19 protein-coding genes are annotated in these 22,608 nt (G+C 42.0%); 8 read left to right on the forward strand and 11 right to left on the reverse strand.

Features of this window, described 5'->3' with window-relative positions; all coding sequences use genetic code 11:
* Window positions 1-6: 6 nt before the first annotated feature.
* The 5 genes from CTER_RS25950 to CTER_RS25970 all read right to left on the reverse strand — a co-directional run bounded on the left by CTER_RS25950 (window position 7) and on the right by CTER_RS25970 (window position 11,321).
* Window positions 7-1,557: a type 2 periplasmic-binding domain-containing protein gene (locus CTER_RS25950; protein ID WP_004630813.1), complete on the reverse strand. Its 1,551-nt coding sequence runs from the start codon at window positions 1,555-1,557 to the stop codon at window positions 7-9.
* Window positions 1,558-1,720: 163 nt separating this feature from the next.
* Window positions 1,721-4,081 carry a glycoside hydrolase family 95 protein gene (locus CTER_RS25955; RefSeq protein WP_004630945.1) on the reverse strand — a complete coding sequence of 787 codons (2,361 nt, stop codon included), beginning with the start codon at window positions 4,079-4,081 and terminating at the stop codon, window positions 1,721-1,723.
* 19 nt (window positions 4,082-4,100) lie between these two features.
* On the reverse strand, window positions 4,101-7,232 hold the full coding sequence (locus CTER_RS25960) for an alpha-mannosidase (RefSeq protein ID WP_004630987.1): 3,132 nt from the start codon (window positions 7,230-7,232) through the stop codon (window positions 4,101-4,103).
* Between the two features lie 132 nt (window positions 7,233-7,364).
* Window positions 7,365-8,615 (reverse strand): MFS transporter, encoded by a 1,251-nt coding sequence (locus CTER_RS25965; RefSeq protein ID WP_004630958.1) that lies wholly within the window; start codon window positions 8,613-8,615, stop codon window positions 7,365-7,367.
* Between the two features lie 48 nt (window positions 8,616-8,663).
* Window positions 8,664-11,321, reverse strand: a complete 2,658-nt coding sequence (locus tag CTER_RS25970; RefSeq protein WP_004630898.1) for a glycosyl hydrolase family 95 catalytic domain-containing protein — start codon at window positions 11,319-11,321, stop codon at window positions 8,664-8,666.
* Between the two features lie 356 nt (window positions 11,322-11,677).
* Here CTER_RS25970 and CTER_RS25980 point away from each other — a divergent pair, with 356 nt between their 5' ends.
* The 5 genes from CTER_RS25980 (at window position 11,678) to CTER_RS26000 (ending at window position 15,927) form a co-directional block, all read left to right on the forward strand.
* On the forward strand, window positions 11,678-12,625 hold the full coding sequence (locus CTER_RS25980) for an ABC transporter permease (RefSeq protein WP_004630894.1): 948 nt from the start codon (window positions 11,678-11,680) through the stop codon (window positions 12,623-12,625).
* Window positions 12,626-12,646: 21 nt separating this feature from the next.
* Entirely contained in the window at window positions 12,647-13,558 is a 912-nt protein-coding gene (locus CTER_RS25985) for a carbohydrate ABC transporter permease (protein ID WP_004630776.1), read from the forward strand.
* Window positions 13,559-13,612: 54 nt separating this feature from the next.
* On the forward strand, window positions 13,613-15,160 hold the full coding sequence (locus tag CTER_RS25990; RefSeq protein ID WP_004630804.1) for an extracellular solute-binding protein: 1,548 nt from the start codon (window positions 13,613-13,615) through the stop codon (window positions 15,158-15,160).
* 220 nt (window positions 15,161-15,380) lie between these two features.
* Window positions 15,381-15,662: a type II toxin-antitoxin system RelB/DinJ family antitoxin gene (locus CTER_RS25995; RefSeq protein WP_040762199.1), complete on the forward strand. Its 282-nt coding sequence runs from the start codon at window positions 15,381-15,383 to the stop codon at window positions 15,660-15,662.
* On the forward strand, window positions 15,652-15,927 hold the full coding sequence (locus CTER_RS26000) for a type II toxin-antitoxin system YafQ family toxin (RefSeq protein WP_004630772.1): 276 nt from the start codon (window positions 15,652-15,654) through the stop codon (window positions 15,925-15,927). Before CTER_RS25995 ends, CTER_RS26000 begins: the two co-directional genes overlap by 11 nt.
* 75 nt (window positions 15,928-16,002) lie before the next feature.
* Here the strand turns inward: CTER_RS26000 and CTER_RS26005 are convergent, their stop codons facing one another.
* The 5 genes from CTER_RS26005 to CTER_RS26025 all read right to left on the reverse strand — a co-directional run bounded on the left by CTER_RS26005 (window position 16,003) and on the right by CTER_RS26025 (window position 18,842).
* Window positions 16,003-16,338 carry a DUF6061 family protein gene (locus CTER_RS26005; protein WP_004630767.1) on the reverse strand — a complete coding sequence of 112 codons (336 nt, stop codon included), beginning with the start codon at window positions 16,336-16,338 and terminating at the stop codon, window positions 16,003-16,005.
* Window positions 16,338-16,622: a DUF6809 family protein gene (locus CTER_RS26010; RefSeq protein ID WP_004630782.1), complete on the reverse strand. Its 285-nt coding sequence runs from the start codon at window positions 16,620-16,622 to the stop codon at window positions 16,338-16,340. The genes CTER_RS26005 and CTER_RS26010 overlap by 1 nt, the downstream gene beginning before the upstream one ends.
* Window positions 16,619-16,831 (reverse strand): hypothetical protein, encoded by a 213-nt coding sequence (locus CTER_RS26015; RefSeq protein WP_004630874.1) that lies wholly within the window; start codon window positions 16,829-16,831, stop codon window positions 16,619-16,621. The genes CTER_RS26010 and CTER_RS26015 overlap by 4 nt, the downstream gene beginning before the upstream one ends.
* Window positions 16,832-18,027: 1,196 nt before the next feature.
* Window positions 18,028-18,396, reverse strand: coding sequence for a sulfite exporter TauE/SafE family protein (locus CTER_RS26020; protein WP_040762201.1), 369 nt, complete (start codon window positions 18,394-18,396; stop codon window positions 18,028-18,030).
* A gap of 74 nt (window positions 18,397-18,470) precedes the next feature.
* On the reverse strand, window positions 18,471-18,842 hold the full coding sequence (locus CTER_RS26025; protein WP_004630807.1) for a sulfite exporter TauE/SafE family protein: 372 nt from the start codon (window positions 18,840-18,842) through the stop codon (window positions 18,471-18,473).
* Between the two features lie 298 nt (window positions 18,843-19,140).
* Between CTER_RS26025 and CTER_RS26030 the strand changes: the two genes are divergently transcribed.
* From CTER_RS26030 to CTER_RS26040, 3 genes are read left to right on the forward strand one after another with little or no spacing between them, the layout of a single operon-like run.
* The gene (locus tag CTER_RS26030; protein WP_004630836.1) at window positions 19,141-19,785 is read left to right on the forward strand and encodes a TetR/AcrR family transcriptional regulator; all 645 of its coding nucleotides are present in this window, start codon (window positions 19,141-19,143) and stop codon (window positions 19,783-19,785) included.
* A gap of 47 nt (window positions 19,786-19,832) precedes the next feature.
* A complete protein-coding gene (locus CTER_RS26035) occupies window positions 19,833-20,630 on the forward strand; it encodes an ABC transporter ATP-binding protein (protein ID WP_004630867.1) in 798 nt (265 codons plus the stop codon).
* Window positions 20,617-21,771 (forward strand): ABC transporter permease, encoded by a 1,155-nt coding sequence (locus CTER_RS26040; RefSeq protein WP_004630850.1) that lies wholly within the window; start codon window positions 20,617-20,619, stop codon window positions 21,769-21,771. The genes CTER_RS26035 and CTER_RS26040 overlap by 14 nt, the downstream gene beginning before the upstream one ends.
* Here CTER_RS26040 and CTER_RS26045 read toward each other — a convergent pair.
* Window positions 21,752-22,588, reverse strand: coding sequence for an AraC family transcriptional regulator (locus CTER_RS26045; RefSeq protein ID WP_004630933.1), 837 nt, complete (start codon window positions 22,586-22,588; stop codon window positions 21,752-21,754). The two genes, CTER_RS26040 and CTER_RS26045, sit on opposite strands and share 20 nt — an antisense overlap.
* Window positions 22,589-22,608 lie beyond the last annotated feature (20 nt).

The raw sequence follows: 22,608 nt of genomic DNA on the forward strand, positions 1-22,608 counted from the left end.
AGCCTCTCACTTGTTAGTATAAAGCGATTTAACACGTGCAATAGACTGTGTCATATACGCTTCAACCTGCAGCGCCCCCATCTTGTCCATATCACTTATATATCTGCTGTAGTTTCTTTCAAACTCATCGGATGTCTGGGAAATAATCAGCTTTGTTTCATAACTGTTGGCCATATTGGCGATTTTGTTATAAATGTCCTTTTCGGGTTCTCCTGCCAAAGGTATGGCCGCTGCCATCCACGGACAGTTTTTGTAGCTGTGGCGAATCTTTGTGTAGGTATCTTCGTAAATTTCTTTATCAAGTACGGCATAGCGTCCAACAGCTTCAACAATGGCGGAGCCTCCAAAGTAAAACCACGGGTTATATATGGCATTGTTCGTATTGCTCCTTATGGAATTGACAAAATCCTTTGAAAAAACAGGGCTTTTGCCCGGTCCTAAAACATAATCTACTCCTTCACGTCCCCATTGAGTAAGTTTTTGAGCTTCTTCAGTAAACATCCATCTGATAAATTCAATAGACTCTTTGGGATGTTTATTACTTTTGGTAATAAATGTCCCTGACCAGCCGATGTCAGATATGGTATAATTCGCTCCTTCTATAGGCATTAGTTCCACAGAAAGATAGTTTGGATCGAGTTTGGATAAATCAGCCTGTGCATCTACATTAGAGTTTTGTGTACAGGATGAATAAGAAAATGCCTTGCCTGTCTTATAAGGAATTGCTGCCATAGTTTCTTCAGCAACAAAATTATCGGCTAATAAATATCCCTTTAGGTACATTTCATTCAGCAGCTTCATTAATCTAAGATATTTGTCATCACGATAGGAGTATACATAGCTGCCATCCTTCTGCTCAGCAAATGGAAGAATTCCAAGTCCAATCCATATTTTAAAAACATTAAACCTGTGTTCTCCATTAAATATCAGAGGAATCATATCGGGATAATTTTTCTTCACCAGTTCATAAACATGCATCAAATCATTGAAATTATTAATAGGAGGATTGCCCAATTCATTGAGAATATCCTGACGTGCAATAAGCGAGCCCGCCATAGGTACTCCTGAAACCTCCTTCCATTCTTCGGTGCTTGAGTAATGGTTAAGAATGGTGTAAAGCTTGCCGTCGGAAGAAAAGGAAAGTGAGTTCATCCTGAGAATCTGTGGGATTTCCCACTTAACATCATACTCGGAAATAAGATCATCATAACAATAACTGACTTTACTGTTGGACAGCCTGTCCAGCATATTTGATGAGTAGATTAAATCCGGCATATTACCGGAAGCCAGCATAACTCCAAGTTGCCCATTATCTGTAGCAACAGTGACATCAAGTGAAACCCCTGTTTTCCTGGTTATCTCTCTGGGTATTATTCCCGAAAAGCTATTGGCCGCGTACCAACTATGATTAATAAAGCAACTAAGAACTGTCTCATTTTGTACCTTCTGCACCTCAGGGCCTATTTTACTGCTTTTTGGTACATCCGGCGAAGATGTACAAGAAGTAAGAAGAATAAATACTGTAAATAGTAATATAGCAGGTACTCTAAAATTCATCTCAAAGTCCCCTTTTTAATCATAATATGACAAAAAAATTATAACATCCATAAAAATTCAAGTCAATTTCTGTAGATATTTGTCTTTTACGAGAAAAACACATGACCTCTGGAGAGGTGCCAGTTCATTAATTTTAAATAGTTTTCCTGCTAAACTTTGCAGCTTAGCCTCTTTGGATTATATACACTGTATTTGCATTTGTTTTAAAACAGAAGCCATGGCTGGTCAGCTTTGTTTCAACAGCTGTTTCACCATTAAACACCTTCATTTGTTCTCCGGCAAGCTCTGCCTCACCATCAACAGAAGCATATATTTTTGCGGCTGTTAAAGCGTTATCCTTCCAGGTCATATCTACTGTAAAACCGCCTCTTGCGCACAATCCGTTTACCGCGCCTTCCGTCCATTCGGGAGGCAGTGCCGGAAGCAAATGCAAAATGCCCGTATGGCTCTGGATCAAGGCTTCGGCTATACCTGCCACAGCACCAAAGTTACCGTCAATTTGAAAAATATCACCAAAGGCATTGAAAAAGTTCCTTGTATGGGCAGAGCATACCATTTTATTGATTTCCTTACCAGTCATCTCCTTGTCAAGAATACGGGCATGCTGGCAGATAAACCAGGCAAGAGGCCATCCCCCGTTACCTGCTCCGTTATCTGTCCGGATTTTGAGAGAAGTCCTCACAGCCTCCAGTAATTCCGGGCTGTCTTTCCAGTTAATTTCATCGCCCGGATATGCGCCCCACAAATGAGAAATATGTCCCATTCCGGGTGTCATTTCAGGAACTTCCTCCTGCCATTCAAGCAACTGGCCCTGAGAGCCTATACTGTTTTTTGGGAGACGTGATATGACCCTTTTGAATCCACCGGTCTTAGGATCATCAATCCCCAAAATACCGGCTGCCTCAATGCATGCGCCAAACAGTGCCCTGAGTATCTGGTTATCCATGGCAGGCCCTGCGCAAACAGGTGTATCATGTCCATCAGGCAGTATATATCTGTTTTCAGGCGATACCGACGGGCAGGTCACCAGATGTCCTTTATTATCTTCAATCAAAAAGTCAACGAAGAATAACGCATGGTCACACAAAACAGGATACCATTTTTTCAAAAAGTCCTTATCCAGTGTAAATCTGTAATGCTCCCAGAGATGAAGAGCCATCCATGCTCCTCCTGTTGTCCAGGAAGTTGCCGCCAGATAGCAGTCCTGCGGAGCACAGTCACCATAAAAATCAGTATTATGATGGCACATTGTACCTCTGCAGCCATACATGGTTTTGGCAGTTTCTCTCCCCCTTTCACTCATTTTTTCAATGAGATCAAACATGGACTCATGGCAGTTGGAAAGGTTGGTAACTTCAGCCGGCCAATAATTCATCTGAGTATTGATATTTATGGTATATTTGCTATCCCAGGCCGGAATGAAATCCTTGCACCAAATTCCCTGAAGATTCAGCGCTGTTGAATTTTCGCGCCCGCCTGAAAGCATAAGGTATCGTCCAAATGTGAAATAGAGTGCCGCCAGATTTGGATCATGAATTCCGGCCCTCGCCTTATCCAAACGCTTATCCACCGTCAGTTCGGAATTCTTTCCAAGTTCAAGTGTACAGCGGCGCATCCGAGGTTCAAAATCTGCCAGATGCTCAGCTTTCAATGCGGAAAAACCTTTTTTCTCAGCGTTATCGATCAGTCTTATGACCTCAGCTTCGGGATTATCTGCACGGTTTGTTGTTGCACCGGCAAGATATAGGCAAACCTCACTGGCATTACGTGTAATAAGCTGGCTGTACGGATCAAAAATTCTTCCGTCAGTCACCATGCGCACTGCACTGGCAAAACCGGTTTCCGAAGCATTTCCTTTAATTATCAGGGTTTTTTCGTTGATGGTGTGGTTTACATCCAGCAGCATTCCCGCCCATCCGCCCCCACGTTGGAATTTGCCCGGGCGGCGGTGGTCCGGAATCTTTTCGTCTATAATATTGCAGCGGTCCATCTGAACATCCAGGTCAACAGAGCCGGGCCTGTCAGTTGTTATCCTGATACAAAGCACCTGTGCCGGATAGCTTACAAACATTTCTCTTGTGTATGCAGCACCATTCTGCTTATGTCTGACAGTATGAATTCCCGTCATCAGATTCAGCTCGGAAACGTAATCTTCTGCATCATCGCTGTTGGTAATCCATCCGTTAATAAATGGAGTATGCTGGTTAAGTGCGATGTCAAGCTCTCCCAGGGGTTCATAATGACGCATGCTGACCGGCGCTCCGACCATGTACTGTGCTATAAGATCTTCCGCTTCCTGAAGTTTACCTTCAAGAACATTCTTCTGTATTTCTTTGAGCTTTTCCTTTGTGGCCAGATTGTTTCTGTCAACAAAGTTCCCATACCACAGGCTGTCCTCATTCAACTGGATTCTCTCAATTCCCGTATTTCCGTATACCATGGCGCCTAGTCTGCCGTTACCTAAAGGAGTGGCGTCATTCCATCTTTCTGCGGCCCTGTCGTATTTCATTATATATTCCGACATATTCTGTCCCCCCTTTTAATTAGTTAGAATGACTTTTAATACGTATCAGCAAGGTTTTGATTTCAAAGGGCCTGAAACATAATTCCACACAGCTATGGCCGGAAATTTTCTGTTTTGCTTCCTCCAGCATGTTGGTCTCCCATATGTCACTTACTTCATGACCCAGGGAAAGCCTTGTATTGGTATACGTGCCCTCAGCCTCATAAATACGCATAATATAGCCATTTTCAATATCTTCGCAGGGTTTGACGGTCTCAATTATAATGTTATCAGCATCCAGCGAAGCCAAAGTCGTATTACATATTTCGGTATTACCAAACAAAGGCTTATAGTTGAGACAATATGCAGGCTTGATTACCGCTTCGGCACTGAAGCCTTCGTTATGGGGCAGGAGTGAATAAGTACATTCATGAATTCCCTTATCCCCGTTATAATCAGGATTGCAGCCACCCTTGTGCAATGACAGGCGAAGATTTGAGTCCTTGACTGAAATGCCATACTTACTGTCATTTAAAACTGCCACACCATAACGGCTTTCAGATATATCCGCATATTTGTGATTGCTGACTTCAAATTTTGCCTTATCATCATCAGTATTTCTGTGTAACGAACGGGTGATATAGCCAAATTGTACTTCCTCCCTGCTGAAATTGCTGAAAACCGAAGTATCAAAAGCAGTTTTAAGGAATCTATGATTGTCATTCCAATCCATAACAGTTTCAAATCTAACCTCCGGACTATGGGCAAAGAAAATCATATCCTGCTTCAAGGTTGACAGCTCTGTCAGCCTGTATATGTTCCTTATACGAAACTCCACCGCACCGCAGGATACAACCTCACGGCTCAGCAGTTCTGCCTCATCCCGGAATTTCATCTGGCTGTCGGCATCCAGGTCCCAGCTGTCCCAGCGGGAGGGAACATCCTCTGCTATGAGGAAGGTGTTAAGAGCATAGCCGTCTCCCCGCAATTCACGGTTATTTCGAAGGTCAACAAAGGAATCCATATAGCCCTTGCTATCAAAATGTACCTTTGCAAAAGGAGTTGTTAGAAAATCATCTTCAAGCTTAAAGGGCACATCCTGTATATCGTTTAAAGGCCTTCCCCCGACAGTTGAAAAGGTTACAGCGCCAAATGCCGGTATTTCCACTCCTCCGGCCGCCACACAATGGTTTCCGGCAATGTCTGTAAAAGTTTGCTGTGTCTGCACATCTTTCAGCATCCTGCCCTCTTCCAGATTAAAGTAAATTACATCTTTTCTGCCAAAGGAAAGGGTATTTATTGCTGTAATTCTGTCATTACCGGCAGCACCAATAACATCAGTAATCATTTCGTTTGCCTTACAAATTATATTTCCAACCTCTTTAATGCATTCCTGATGTACACGAGGTATCCCGGTTCCGGGGAGAATATCATGGAACTGGTTAACAAGGAGCCTTTTCATAAGCAGAGCAATTTCCCTGCCATCCGGTTTTTCCATTTTGCTAATGGCATTGCAAACAGTTACATACTCCAGGTTGTGGAGCCCTATTTCAGCCAGACGGTTATTGCGCTTGATCTGATGCTGGTTGGTCAACGTACCGCGATGCAGCTCCAGGTACAGCTCACCGCTGTAAACAGGGGCATCCACAATGGAATTCTCCAGTTTTTTCATAAAATTGCTGACGGTAATATGTTCTGTTCTGGGCACACCTTCCAGGTCCTCTATGCGGCGTGCCATTTCAATCATCTCGTACTGAGGTCCCCCTCCTCCGTCACCAAATCCATATCCAATGAGCTTCATATTTGAGACGGTCTTTTCCTTTACAATATCGGCATGCTTTTTGTCACTGTGCAGGAAAAATTGAAGAGTTTCAGGGCAGGGCCAATCATGTGTCTTTGGAAAATGTGTCAGAACCCTGGTACCGTCAAGACCCTTCCAATAGAAAGAGTCATAAGGAAACGCAGTATAATCATTCCAGGAAAGCTTGGTTGTAACAAAATAATTTACATCGCAGCCTTTCATAATCTGTGGTATCGTGGGGCTGTAGCCAAAGGTATCGGGCAGCCAATAGGTATCGGCCGTATATCCGAAGTTTTCTCTGGTAAAGCGCTGTCCCCAGAGAAATTGACGGATCATTGACTCTCCCGAAGTAATGTTGCAGTCACACTCAACCCAGACCCCGCCGTTGGGCTCATAACGGCCTTCCCTGACTCTCTTTTTAATCTCTTCAAACAACTGAGGATAATGCTCTTTTATCATCTCGCTATGATATGCCGAGCTCTGCATAAAACGATGTTCAGGGTACTGCTCCATCAGGCTCATCTGATTTGAATAGGTGCGGGCACATTTTTTTATGGTTTCTCCAATATGCCAAAGCCAGGCTGTATCCATATGGCTGTGTCCAATCAAGCCGGCATAGGGAGCAGAAGCAGAATTTTTCTTTTCCAATTCCCTCTTGAGCAGGGGAGCTGCTTCCCGCAGGGCTTCCAGGAACTTTTCCCGGCTGACATTTTCATAGGAATAATACAAAATCCTGTGAACCTTCTTAAATGTATTTATTACATTAGCCCTGCGGTAGTTGTTCCTGTCCAGAGCTTTTACAAGCTGATTAAGGGTCTTCAAATCAAAATAGAAATCAGAGATCTCTGTATTTTTCACACAAATATCTACAGAAGTGTACCTGTTCTTGAAATCAGATCTTTTATTATTCTCAAAGGGCTGTGTCCCCTTTACATAGTGTCCTGCATAACACTCAATGGCTATATCAATTTCTTCTCCGGCCTCAGGCGCAAGGCTTATCATATCGCAGTAATGATTGCCATGGGTTGTAACAACAATTTTTGTAGCAAAGGTTCCAAAAGGCTTTCCATTTACCCATAATAACGCCTCATAGCCTTCAATTTTGGGGTATACGAAAAGTGGTTCTCCCGCCATTTCCTCCGGAACTGTGTACTTCCCCTTAAACCAGCCATAGCAGCCTTCACCTCCCCAAAGGTCCCCCTCTTTGCAGGGTATGTACTCAACATTATCAGGTATGCTATAAAGAGAATCCGTGGTTTCATAGCGTACCATATCAAGGGTGTCAATTTTTTCAAATAATAACTCGCTTAATGTGTCTTCAAAACGTTTAAGCTTATATAGAATACTTTCAATTTGCTTTTCATCAATCATAAAAACCTCCACACCAACTTTTGGCACAAATAGTAATGAAATTATCGTGGAGGTACGCGGTCAAATTACTACAGTATTTTAATTCGTTCACGCTATATCTCCATATACTCTATTCTTTTAAATCCATTTACATTAATCCTGGTTTTTGTAAACAATTGACTTCAGGCGTGTTGTACAAAATACTGCAATCAGGCATATACAAATTTGCGCTATAAATATATTCCTGACCGGGAAATACTCCATATATAAACCTACGCCCACACTGACAAAAGAAATGGGTAACAGTGCGAGACTCTTGCTTACAAGATGATATATGGATTTATCGGAGGGAACCAACTCCAACAGGTGAATCTGGTATCCCATATATCCGCTCTTTGAAAATCCCAGCAAAAATACGGCAATTGCTATAGCAGCAAATGATGAAACCTGAGAGGAAGCCAGTTCTAAGAGAGGAATAGACAGCCCGATGCTCTCAACCAAAATCAGCAATCTCTTTGTTCCAAATCTGGAGGAAACACGGCCGGTTATTAATCCTCCTAATATAATACCAACCGTCTGTATAACTAAAAGGTTGGAAATCTCACCTACACTCAGCTTTAAAGTGTTCTGCGCATATACATAGATAAATGCATTTATCAGCGTAGATACCTGGGAAAATCCATTTGCAAAAAGCAGACGTACAAAATCCTTATTTTTAAAGCATATCAGCAGTGTTGAAATATAGGCTTTCGTGCTTAATTCTTCTCTCTTAGCCTTACCGACACTTTTCTCTTTAAGGGGTACAAAGCAAAGTACCGACGCAGATAAAAACACACCTGCCAAAGCAAAAATCAATGCATATTTTTGCGACTGATTTATGCCCTCATTTCCACGTATGAGCCTTATAATATTGCTGGAAGCAAAGGTAATAAAGCCCGAGATTGCAAATAGCGTTCCCATCAATTTGCCTCTTTTTTGAGCATCTACACAGTCTCCCAATAAATAGTTCCATGAAATCCCGGCCACCGGTTGGCAAATGAAATAGACAAGCATCACTGCAAAGAATATTGCAATTACCATGGAATTTGAGAGTCCCATAAGCAGAACAACCGGTATCACCAATATGAGGCTACGGGAAACACCGTTAAACAAAAGCGATACTTTTCTCTTACTTGCTGTAGCAGCTATAAAACTTCCGGCAATCAACGGCATAATTGCGCCTATAATACTATTTATTGTGGTAAGCGAACCGATTAATCCGGTTCCCGCCCCGAAATCCGCCAGAAAAAGAGGTATAATTGTGGCCATTCCCAAAATATCCGTCCCAAGTATGTTAAAAATCCCCTCAAACAAAATGCAGTAATAATTGAGACTGTTTTTTAATCTTCCTATTAAGTTGTTCATTCCTACAGTAGATTCCTCCTCCGGTAAAAAGACACATAGCTGCAATCATCATACCTTATCGATGCTGTAAGAATGTTCTTTTTCAGCTTTGAATACGATACCTTCCCGACACTTTCCATCCAGGCTGAAAGGAACTGCTTTTCCGGTGTTTGTGTCGGTAACGGCAACTTTACTTCCCTGCCACGGATTGACGATACGGCATTCCAATGAACGGCGTGCGGTAATTGTTACAGCTTTTATACCTTCCGCATCCTTTGCTGCTGAAATCTCAAAACCGCCCCGGGCAAGCATATTTTTGAATGAAATTGTACACCACTCAGGTACAACAGGGAAAATATGAATTCTTCCGGATCTGCTGTTAAGTATCCTTTCGGGATTTTCCAGCAACTCATCGGTCAATATCCTGTTGTCATCTATTTTAATTGACGGCATATTGTAGCTGCATGGAACATACTCTGCAAATCTTCCTACCAGTATGTACGGGTTGGAATTATGCGCAGCACGGACAGTGTCACAGGTACGGACAATCAAATCCTTTTCCTCATCAGGGCTGTCAAGATTTATTTCATCTGCCAGTGTTGCAGGGTAGTTTGCACTGTTGATTTCATGATCCCCTGCCTGCCACCTTGGCATTGCTCCCGGATTTCCTGCTAAAATTTCACCTGTTCCAACCATGAATTTAGGGTATGGGGGCAGATTATCCGCAACCTCTTTCCAAGCAGAAATCAGCTCACTGTCCACATTCATCATTGCTGCAGCTTCTATGGCCATATTGAGTGTTTTGCGGAATACGGCAATTGCACCTGTGGTATCCTGCGCATATTTCAGTTTGTATGAAATTCCATAGCTCTCTGTTTCAACAGTGGGCAGCAGGTGATAATATTTTCCGTCATAGCCTCTGCGGGCAAAGGCTTCGTAGAAAATTGCAAGTTCCCTTAAAACCGGGTACACAGTTTCCTTTAAAAATTCTTCATCACCGGTATAATCCCATAAATTCCAGATTACTTTCATTACCTGTCCCGGAACTTCCATGCAAAAATCCAGGGTCTGGTTTTCTATATACCATGGATCAGGTTCTGCCGGAGGCAAATAGCCATGGCCCATTATAAGGCCCGGTAAACCGTATATGTCCTTTGCCTTTTGCTTTAATGCATCCTTCCAATAGGTTACAAGCTGCGACCACATATACATTATTTCGTACTGGTTACGCACAAACCATTTGCCCTCGGTGAAAAGCTCATTATAGCAAGGCAGCGAATGCCAGGATTGAGTATCAATATCAAAGGCCGCATATCCTGCCCCGCCCTCTTTCCTGGAAGGATCGGGTGCACAGTAGCCGCCGTGCCCGTAAGACCAGCTTAAATAGGCATCCTTTAAAAGAGAATTGTTAACCTTCTCATCACGGCTTTGTGGACTCCCCACAAAAATACGCCCGTTCTCCCTACGGGTATACAGCTCATCGTACCAGCTGCGATTTTCTTCATACAAACCCTTGTATCCGACTTTCTCCGCTTCGAGAAGCTGTCTCTTTGCCTCTTCAAAATAATCCCCGGTTTCATTTGATGTAACAACACTTACATATATTCTGGCTTTGCCGGTTCCTATTGTTGAAATCTCTGCCGTTCCGGCAACACCGGGTGAATTTCGGACCCAGGAAAAGGCTCGTTCCATCTTTTCCATTTCACCATCGTGTCCGATGGTGAAATGGAAAATAAGCTTGCCTTGAGCATCTCTGGGTATACGCTGAGGAGTTCCCAAACCCTTTTTGAGTGATTGATATGAAATTTCTGCATCGGGGTCGGACACCATTCCCATCATCACATAGCGGAATCCATCTTTAAAAGTCCTGTCCACAGGGAATACCTGTTCAATCCAGAAAAATCTCCCGTCACACCCGCTTGCAGGAGGGGCAAATGGTTTGTTAAAATCTGAATCTGCTGAGTAATCATAATATTTTACAGGATCTTTTTTTGAAACAGGACGATAGACTACTCCGCCTGTCTCCGGTTTTTCAATATAATTACCGTTTTCGTCCATATAACGTCTATGCCCCTGGTCCTGATGGCGGTAAAGCCTAAACTGCAATGGTGTTTCCAGGTTTTTATACTCGGTATCCACCACCACCACATTCCGTTTCATGGACATAAGGTATTTTATATCAAGCTCTTTGCTGTCTTTCTCCACATGAACCGAAGCAACTCCGCTGTTCATTTCATGTATGGCATCCGGCTGTTCGGCTCCCTCCATATCCTTTGCTTTGACTATAACCTGTCCTACTGCCTTTTGGCAGGGAAACGGATAAAGCTCTGACCAGGCCTGGGCATCGAACCTTCCTCCGGTCTCAAGGAGCACACCGTATTTAGGTCTTGTCAATCCTGTTAGCGGCATGTCGTCATAATCCCTGTTTGCCTCCGAAAAGGCCCCTTTCATCACCTCATCCAGTGTAATGGGTTTCCTTCTGAAGTATCTCCTGTCGTAAATATCTGTTTTCAACATGCTTAATGTTATATGTTCAGCCTCACCCCAAATGCTGCCTTTCATTTTAGGAGTATAAATACGGGATGACTTGCCCATGGGGCGTTCAAATACGTCTCCGGGGTATGTAGGATTTACCTTGCGTATGAAAGTCTCTTTAGCCGCCATATCCTTATACGTTGTTTCTTTTTTGAATATATCAGCAAGAACCTTCTGTGAATTTAACGCCATCTGCGCACCTTCCTTATTTTGAGATTTTGAGTATTTTTAGACCAAAGCAAATACATCTACACTAAAATGTTACTGTCTTTCCTCATATAATCTCAAGTGTCAGAAGTTCATCTTGACTGTCATATATTATCGGGCACAAAGTATAAAACACCTGTCAACCCCAGTCATCATCCATTTTACAGAGTTTATCTCCAAACTGAAAAAAGTGATAAGTGACAGTAAAATGAATTTGTGACAATTTACACGGACAAAGCCGCTTTGCTACAATGGGCTTGAATTTAAGTGATGCATCTACATGTTCTTTCAATTCCAGGTACATTTCTTCAGTGCTTTTATTCTGATTGGGGAGTGATTTTTTGATCAACAATATTAAAAACCGATTGTTGCTTCCGTTATGGAAGCAAAGACACTTGCAGCTATTTACATTAACAGGCATGTTATTTATTTTTATTTTCAGCTATATACCGATGGTAGGAATTCTGATGGCTTTTAAGGATTATAAGATTTCCAGCGGTATTTTAGGTATATTTACCAGTGGTTGGGTAGGATTCAAGTACTTTATTGAATTCTTCACCGACTACAACAGTTTAGGTATCATCCGTAATACCCTGGTGATGAGTATTTTGAAGATGATATTCACCTTCCCGTTACCAATCCTGCTGGCATTGGTGCTTAATGAAATTAAAATAAGCCCCATGAAAAAACTTGTTCAAACAGCAAGCTATTTGCCATACTTTATTTCTTGGGTAATAGTGGCAGGCTTCTGCCAGATTTTCCTGCAGTCAAATGGAGTTATTAATTCCTTTTTATTGAATCTTGGTTTAGCAGACAGCCCCATTAAGTTTCTTACAGGCAGTTCCTATTTCCTGCCTATTGCCGTAATAACTGCCTGCTGGAAGGACATGGGATGGTGGGCCATACTATTTCTGGCAAGTATGGCAGGCATTGACCTGTCACTTTATGAAGCGGCACAAATTGACGGTGCAGGCCGTATAAAAAGAATTTGGTACATTACTTTACCCGGAATCAGAAGCACAATTACCGTTGTTCTTATTCTTGCCCTGGGAAACCTGCTGGGAGGCGGCCTTGGAGGATCAAACTTCGACCAGTCATACTTGTTGGGAAATGCAGGCAATATAGATATTTCTGAAAATATTCAAACCTATGTTATGAAAGTCGGTTTGTCCAGCGGAAGATATGCTTATGCCGCCGCAATAGGACTTTGCCAATCAATAATCTCGGTATTTCTTGTTTTAACCAGCAACTCTCTTGCAAAGAAGTTCACTGGTGATGGCTTATTTTAACCAAAGGAGGCTTAAGTTCATATGAAAACTTCTATAGAATTTTCTCACAAAATCAAACGTACACAAGAGGACTGGATAATTGATACTGTAGTTTATGCTTTGGCAATATTTATATTTATCATAACATTTTACCCGTTTTTCCTTTCCATAGTACTTGCCTTTAATGAAGGAAAGGATGCAACTTATGGCGGCATATACTTCTGGCCGCGGAAATTTACCCTGGACAACTTTGCAGAGCTTCTCAATGATCCGGCTTGGGGAAAGGCACTCCTGATAACAGTTTTAAGAACAGTACTGGGCACCGGTATAACAGTTTTCTTCACCTGCCTTGTTGCTTACGGCCTTTCGGCAAAGAATCTGATTTTCAGAAAGTTTTACATGGGTATGGTAATCTTCTCCATGTATTTTTCGGGCGGTATTATTCCCTATTATATGGTTATCCGCTCAATGCACCTGACCAATTCGTTCCTTGTCTATATTATTCCAAGTGCACTTAATACATTTTTCTTAATAGTAGCTATTTCATTTTTTCAGGATATTCCGAAAGATCTGGCAGAGTCGGCAAGTATTGACGGCGCAGGAGAACTTACAATTTTACGCAAGATTATCCTGCCTATTTCAAAGCCATTGCTTGCCACAATTGCAATATTTACTGCGGTTACACAATGGAACAGCTGGTATGACTGTGCTTTCTTTACTCAGAATAAAGCTCTTCGTACTATGGGTTATCTGCTTATGTCAGTTATAAAAAAATCCAGTATGTCACAATCAAACATGGATTCCTATGCGGCTTCAGTCGCAGGCGGTACCATTACTACTGTTTCAGTTCAGCTGGCAGCCATGATCGTGGCTGTTGCACCTATACTTCTGATATATCCCTTCTTTCAGAGATATATTGTAAGCGGTCTTACCCTAGGTTCAGTTAAAGGCTGATGGATTCTCAAATCCCGGCTTTAATTGTATAAAAATAATATTTAGGAGGATTTTATGAAAAAATTTTTTGCTATGCTTTTGATTTGCAGCGTGCTTGCAAGTGTTACAGCCTGCGGGGGCGGAAGCAGCCCCTCCAAATCAAATGAATCAAACTCATCGGAAAGCAGTGCTGTTTCCAAAAATGAACCTGTAACTCTGGATATTTTCATTGATCACTCATGGTATGCAGTTGAAAAATTTACAGGTATCATTCCTGAAGAAATCACAAAACGCACAGGTGTTACACTTAACCCCACTATCGCCATTGACGATAAACAACTTGGTATTATGATAGCATCGGGTGAGCTGCCTGACCTTGTGTACACTCAGAATTCCATTGACCGTATGTCCAACTCCAAATTAAGCTATTCCTATGAAGAGCTTCTCCAAAAATATAATACCGGCTGGACCCCCAGCGACAAGCAGTTGGGTATCGGACGTGGTTTTTCAAGTGATGGTATTGCCTACACAATTCTCAATCACTATTCCGAAAAAAAAGATTGGGAGAATGTAAGCTCTGTTCCTATGGTATCTTCTTTAACTTACAGAAAAGATCTTTGGGAGGATATAGGCAGTCCTAAAATGGAATCCTTCGACGATCTTTTTAATATTATGGGACAGGTAAAAAGCAAATATCCCGATATGGTTCCGCTTAATCTTACAGAGAACTGGAACACTCTTGTTTTCCGTAATCTGATCGGAATGGGCGCCGTTGACTATATTGAACAGCCCGATTCTTCCTATATACATTACACAAAGGATCCCCGCTATAAAGAAGTTCTTATGTGGCTCAATAAAGCTTACCGCAGCGGCTTTATCAGCGCAGACGATGCATTTTTCATAAAAGGCAGTACCGCAATTGCCAGAGATAAATATTTCTTTGGCTGCATATGTACACAAAATGGTATACCAACTCCAAATGCCGAATTGGCAGCTATCAACCCCAAATATGTGTTTGCAGAAATGGTACCCTTTAAGGACTCTTCTTTCATAACTTCTGATGTTGGTTGGTCTGCAACCTTTATCACCAAAAATAACAAGAACCCCGAAGCTTCCATCAAACTCATGTCCTGGATGTTCTCACCTGAAGGACAGGCAATAACACAGATGGGACGCGAAGGAATCGAGTACACTCTCAATAGCGAAGGCCTCCCTGTCTTCTCTGAGGAATGGAATCAATCCATAAAAGATGACACACAGAAGACCAAATACAACCCGTGGTTCTATCTCGGCGGCTCAGAAATAGTTGAAGCTAATTCCCGTTGCGCGACACTTGATCCTGCATTAGTTGCGGATACATACAAAGTGGTTCGTGAAAAGTTTGATAATTACCCCTGGGTTATAGCTTCCAATCCACTTGCTGAAACAGATGAAAAGGTTATATTTGAAAAGATCAAAGAGCTTGTAAAGACCTATGAAGCAAAGGTTATCCTTTCAAACAGCGAAAGCAGCGCAGAAGAAGCATATAATGAGTACCTGAAAAATGCATCCCGTTCAGGAATGGAAACCCTTGAAAAATACATGTCAAAGAAGATAAATGAAAACAAGGAACTTTACAAATAATTAATTTTTAATCGAGTCTAATCTACCAACGGAGCTGTCTTAAAAATAATGGTTTAAAAACCTATTATTGCGAGGCAGCTCTGTTTTTTCAAAATTGTGGCTGGAAAAATGAAGTAGGTATAGCCATATGAAGAACAATATTATTTTTATGTGCATTGCATTTACAGTGCACATGTTTTGTGTTAAAATGTATATAATGATAGCAAAGGAGGTATTGCAAATGTCTGAAACAACAAATTTAACTATACGCATAGATAAAGAACTGAAGGAGCAGGCGGATCAGCTTTTCTCTGAGTTAGGCATGAACATGACGACAGCCTTCACCATCTTTGTCCGGCAGTCCGTACGGCAGGGGAAAATCCCTTTTGAAATTTCTCTGAATGTGCCTAATGTCGAAACAATAGCCGCTATGGAAGAAGCCAACCGAATAAGCCGTGACCCAAACGCTAAACGCTATTCAAGTTTTGAGGAACTGGTGGCGGAGGTTAAAAATGAATTATGAAATTCTGGCAACGGGTAGATTTAAGAAGGATTTAAAGTCCATTATGAAACGGGGATATAACCTTCAACTGCTGCAAGGCATTGTTTCCCTGCTGGCAGCTGGCAGTCCTCTGCCAGAGAAAAACAAAGACCATGCACTATCCGGCATTTGGCTGGGGCATAGAGAATGCCATATCACCCCTGACTGGCTCTTGATATACAAAATTGACAACGATATTTTAGTTCTGACGCTTACCAGAACAGGTACACACAGTGACTTGTTTTGACAAAGCACTAAAATGGGGAAAACTGCCCGACATGAGCAGTCCTCCCCCATTTATCCGGCTATTAGGGAATGTTCGTTATTCACCGTACATCATAATTTCTCTTGCCATAGCGGCAGCATATGCCTTATCTCCGACAAAATGTGCTTTAAGCTGTTTTTCCATGGTATCCTGTTGTTGATGGTAACTTTCAGCATATCGGTCTAAAAAATCCTGCAAATCGCCTTTGACAACAAACTCCGCATATGTGGCTGGTTCCTTGTCTTTAAGCCATCTCAGCTTTGAGCGGCCAATCATGTCCGTATGTGAACTGTTCTCAATCGCAGCACATAAGAGGTACATTTTTGTATTATCCGTAGTGACTACATCAATGGTATCGTTCTCATCATGGCATGTGCAAGCTTTAATTCTCATTACCGTACAAGCTCCCCCTTTCCGGTCATCACTTCAATCATAATCCATGTCGCAAACTTAAAGCCGTACAAAAAGGAGGCTTCGGCGTGCAGGGAGTCCACTTGGGAACGTAAATCCATTAAAGCCTCAAGCTCTGTAAATTCATCCTTTGAAAGCTTATTTTTCCACATGTCCATCTTGACGGATATTTTTTTGTTTAACGACCAATATTCCGGGTCTTTTGAAATGATTAGTTCATCCGGGTATATACTACCGTCATACAGTTCCTGCAATATAGATTTCATAGTTTTATTGTTTCTCCTTCATAATGACGGTGAATGGCAATGCGTTTCTCCCTCTCAAATCGCTGAAACAGTTCTTCCACCATATTTTCAGTTTTCTCCTGCTGTGCATAAAGTTCAAGATACTGCAAATTGTTTTTAAAGCGATTAATTGCGATTTCTTCCCGCATGTTTATAAAGGTTTTGAACATTTTTTGTTCTTCGTTTGTCATAGGCTCCATCCTTTCATCATCGTTTTCCAACAATGCTTGAAAAAAATTGCCTCGCATGATACAATATTTACGCTGCAATTGCCTTTAGGCGGTTGTCGGTTGGGGAAGTAGTGGCTTGATTTCCGTCTGGACACTGCTTCCTTTCATTTTTTTAGGTCGTCCTTTAATTTCTTAATACCTCGTCTGGCAGCTTCCATTTTGTTAACATTTTCTTGTTTACAATATTCCTCTAAGATTTGTTTACATTCCTCATCATACTTTACTGCCATTCTGTAAGGCTTTGGGTTATTTGAGAACTTATCCACAATTTTTTTTGCGCAAGCTATTTCTTAATAACAAGAAATACTTGTTTTAACCGTACACTTCAAAGCAAGCACTTTGCCTTCAACCACCGTTAGAAAAAAACTCTGAATGCAAAGCTTTATTAATCAATTTTCTGCTCACTTACTGCACCTGCCTCGTACGGAATCCGCACAATAACCAACGGTTGGAAAAATATCAAAGTAATCTATAAAAATAACGCATTGTATATGTTCCGTTGCTCTCAACTTTGCAGATAAATAGTTTATTCTCATCATAACGATACGTAAGTATTAAGCTAGCACTTTGCGTTCAATCACCGTTAGAAAAAAACTCTGAATGCAAAGCTTTATTAATCAATTTTCTGCTCACTTATTGCACCTGCCTCGTACGGAATCCGCACAATAACCAACGGTTGGAAAAATATCAAAGTAATCTATAAAAATAACGCGTTGTATATGTTCCGTTGCTCTCAACTTTGCAGATAAATAGTTTATTCTCATCATAACGATACGCGAGTACAACTTCAAGCAATGGATTGCACGGTAAAAGTGCTTACTGAAATTTGTAGGTGAAAAACAAGGATTTTTGCCGGCAAAGTGACAGGAGGTCACTTTGAGCAGCACGCGAGACCCGGATGGTCGAGTCGCTGCGACAGGAACAAATACTTGTTTTGAACCGTACTATTTCAAGTAAGCGCTTTGTGTGCATCCATTGCTTGAAGTTAGTGCGGGAGTATCGTTATAGCCAGTAGTATCTTTTTACCGGCAAAAGTTGACCGGCCAACCAGCTGGCACAACGCGTCAAGCAAGAAACCATGCCAATATTTTTTCATATACAGTTATTTTGCGGATTTCTTACCCAAATGTGTAACAACAAAATTCTAAAATTGATTATTAAGTTTTAGCTTTCCGCGTTTTTTTCTTTCCACAAATCTCATACAAGCCCATACCCAGCAAAAATATGCCGAAGCCTTTTCTCAATATCTCCCCGTTGATGGCCAGAGCTATATAAGACCCCAGAACTGCTCCCGCCAGCCCGAAAAGCACAATTGGGATTCCGGTTTTAAAATCAACACTTTTGTGTTTGATATGTATTGATAACGCAACTATGGCAGTTGGAATAAAAAACAGCAAATTAGTACTCTGGGCCACATGCTGTTCAGGTTTCACAAACAATACCAGAGCCGGTATCAGGATTGCTCCGCCGCCTATGCCCATTCCACTTATTATGCCTGCTGCCAGACCTATCAAAATTACTATCATAGTCATACCTTTCCTGAAAACATTTTTATACGCGTAACTACTTATCAGCATATGAGATTAGTATTAGCACCGGATCAGAAAATCATCCTGAATGCTGCAATTATCATAAAAATACCAAATACCTTCCTCAATAAATCCGAAGGACATTTATTCAGAAGAAAAGCTCCTATGATCCCTCCTGCAACTCCTCCGGCCATGGCTTTCCAGGTCAGGTTCCAATCCACAAAATGATTTGCCAGATAAAAGCAGCTGCTTACCAGGGTCAACGGCAGGATTATCAGCAGGGCGGTTGCATGTGCACGATGCTCCTCTTCTTCCAGCAAAAAGACCATAGCAGGAACGGCAATGGTGCCTCCCCCTGATCCGAAAAGGCCGTTTGCCGCCCCTGCTGCAAGGCCGATACCAATATATTTAAGTATTTTTACAGTTTTCTCCGACTTTGCCACAGCCGCCTCCGCCCTGTCCTGAGAAAATTTTTCTCGCCGGACAATATACGTTTTAGATATTATAGTTTTATATATCACAGACCACTAATGATATTGTTTAATAAAATCATATTAATATTCAGAATTTCTCTTGACATTTGATTAGCTGATGGAATATCATAAAATTGTAGTGAGTACTCACTCATTTTAATAATATATTAATTATTCAGCTGAAAGATTAAGACAATGCGTTAATTTAAATACCCCGCCTGTTGGCAATAATGCGCCATATGGCAAAAGAAAGGATGCATCCGATTTCATGAGTAAAAATATTGATTTATCCGAACTGGATTTGCCGGACAAAGAGAAAAGAATTCTTGAGGCGGCAATCCAGATTTCAAATGAGAAGGGCTTTTCATCAACCACCACCAGTGAGATTGCAAAAAAGGCAGGTGTTGCCGAAGGGACAATTTTCAGATACTTTAAAACAAAAAAGGATATTATGCACAGCATAATGCTGCAGGGTATAAAGGTTGCAGCAGACAAAATCCTTATCGACTCCCTGTATAATATCTTTAAAAATGAAGAACAAAAGGATTTAAGAACGGTACTTAAGGACATACTTCTGGACAGACTTGAGCTGGTACAGAAATTTTTTCCCATGTTCAGGGTAATAGTCAGTGAAGCCCTCTTCCATCAGGATATAAGGGATGTTATATATCACAATCTTATCACTAAAATACAGCAGCAAATACTTGCATTCTTTGAAAATATGGCTGCCCAGGGTCAAATACGTACAGATATTGATCCCATGATGATAGTGAGGAATATCATAGGAAATTTCGTGGCCTTCATAGCTCAGAAGATGCTTTTTACCGACAACTTCAAACTTTCGGAATGTGAAAAGGAAATTGATGACATGATTACGCTGATAATCGACGGAATCTCACCCCAGGACATCTAAAAGAGGGTCGGAAGGGAAATTCCCTGAGTCGGCAGATTGGAGTTATTATGGAATATGCTATTTATGTTGAAAACCTCACTAAAAAATTTGGTGATTTAACTGCTGTAGATAATATAAATTTTTCAATCCCCAAGGGAACCATTTTTGGTTTTCTGGGGCCAAACGGTTCAGGTAAGTCAACAACCATCCGTATGCTTTGCGGAGTACTTCGCCCCACCTCCGGAAAAGCCCTTGTTATGGGCAGGGATGTGGCCAGGGAAACCGAAGCTGTCAGACAAAACCTGGGCTATATGAGCCAGCGTTTCAGTCTTTACGAAGACCTTACGGTAGAGGAAAATCTCGACTTTTACGGCGGCATTTACGGCCTGCCCAAAAAGGTTACAGCCGAGAGGAAAAAGGAGCTTATTTCCATGGCTAACCTTACAGGCAAGGAAAAAAGCCTGGCAGGAACACTTTCAGGAGGCTGGAAACAGCGTTTGGCTCTTGGCTGTGCCCTGATACACAAACCCAGGCTCCTTATCCTTGACGAACCCACGGCAGGTGTTGATCCTGTTTCCAGAAGGGTCTTCTGGGAAATTATACATTCGCTGGCCCGTCAAGGTATCTCCATTCTTGTAACCACACACTATATGGATGAAGCTGAAAGCTGTGATACAGTGGGCTTTATATTGAACGGAAAGCTTATTAACATCGCCTCTCCCAGACAGTTGATTGATATGGAGGGTGCGCGGAACCTGGAGGATATATTCATCAAATATGTTGAGCAGACAACCAATCAGAAGGTTGCGGGCACTATAGGAGATCTGAATTTTCTGAAGGGGGATGATATAAATGAGCAGCGCTGACAACCGTTTCAGTTTTCAAAGATTCATATCCATTATAAAGAAGGAATTCATACAGGTAAAGCGGGATCCCATCAGCTTGCGGCTTCCCTTCATAATGCCCGTTGTCATGATGCTGCTGTTCGGTTATGCCGTTAATACCGAGGTGGATAAAATCCCCACTGCCGTGTATGATCAGAGCAATACTGAAGAAAGCCGGGCCTTTCTCGACAAATTTACAGAGTCGGATTATTTTATGGTGTATGAGACAGTGCAGTCGGAGGACAGGATAGCCCAGCTTGTAAAAAGCGGAGATGCCAAAGCCGGCCTGATCATTCCGGAGGATTATTCCGACAAGGTAAAGAGCGGTTCAAATACTGAAATACAGCTGATAATAGACGGCACAGAGCCAACCACCGCCAGGACGGCAATGAGCAGCGGGCAGCTCATTGCAAGGGGCTTTTCACAGAAGTATACAGCTGAAAGGCTGATGAAATACGGTATTACTCCCGACAAGCTGACCGGAATATCTCTGAAAACGGATGTATGGTTCAACCCTGATATGGAGAGTACAAAGTTTACCATACCGGGCCTAGTCGGCCTTATCTTGCAGAACGTAACCATTATGCTGACGGCTTTTGCTCTGGTCAGAGAAAAAGAGAGAAGCACCATAGAGCAGTTGATAGTCACGCCCATCAAATCCTCCGAGCTGATACTGGGAAAGCTCATCCCCTATATCGTCATAGGCTATTCGGGTTTCCTGTTCTCTCTGGCCATGTGCATCTGGGTCTTCAAGGTCGGTATAGCGGGCTCCGTGGGTTTGCTGCTGCTTTTGGGATTTCTTTTTGTATACTGCTCGCTTTCAATCGGAATGCTTATATCCACCTTTGCCAAAAACCAGATGCAGGCAATGATAGTGATGGTATTCTTCCTCCTTCCAAGCATCCTGCTGTCGGGCTTCATTTTCCCGAGAGAGGCAATGCCGGAAGCTATCAGCTATTTAGGCTATATTATTCCGCTGACATATTTTCTTGACATTATAAGAGGAATTGCCCTGAAAGGTATCGGACTGGATTATTTATGGAAGGATACCGCAGCTCTTCTGGGCTTTACCGCAGTTATCCTTTTCATCGCAACAAAGCGGTTCAGAAAGAGTTTGGACTGATATTCCTGAAATCAGAGGGCGAATACCCCGTAAGGCTTTTAAAGGACCTGGAAAAGTAGTATACGTCCAGGAAGCCTGTGCCGGCTGCAATCTCATTGATCTGCAGGTCGGTTGTCCTTAAAAGGTATTTGGCCCTCTCAATCCTCATTTTGTTGATATATTGTATCGGGGGCAGCCCCATGTATTTCTTGAAAATACGGGTAAAATAATTGGGATGGAAGTGAAAATGCTCGGCCAGTGACTCAACCGACAGATTTTCTGAAATATGGGAATCTATATATTTCACCACACTGTCAATTTTCTCCAGAGAAGCAAATCTGGAGACCTTGAAATCTTCAACATTTGCCTTTTCAATGAAACAGGCTATTATTTCCGTCATGACAGCCTTTTCTCTCAGCATTGCCGACAGCTTTTGATCATTGTGAAGGGCAATGAGCTCCTTGAACAGCTCCTCAAGCTCATTGACATTGTCAATGTCAATAACATAGGGTACGTCAAAAAAATCAAAAACATTGATATCTCCAATTTTTGCCGTAAAATGGCACCAGTATTTTTTAAAGGTATCCTTACTTATGGTGGAATAGGACTGGCGGATGCCCGCGGGCATCAATACCAGCTGCCCCTTTTGCGGGTAGAACTCCTCATCACATATTTTTATAAGCCCTTCCCCTTCACAGATAAAGTAGAACTTGTTGAAATCCGGTATATAGTCAAACTCCCTCCAGCCCTGCCAGCAATGTGTATATGCCGAAAAAATAATATTTACACGCAGGTTATCCAAAAAGTCTCTTTTAAATAGAATATTTTGCCTGCTCATGATCTCCTCCGAAATAAATG

The organism is Ruminiclostridium cellobioparum subsp. termitidis CT1112 (assembly GCF_000350485.1).
In the GTDB taxonomy this organism is placed as follows: Bacteria; Bacillota; Clostridia; order Acetivibrionales; family DSM-1351; genus Ruminiclostridium; species Ruminiclostridium termitidis.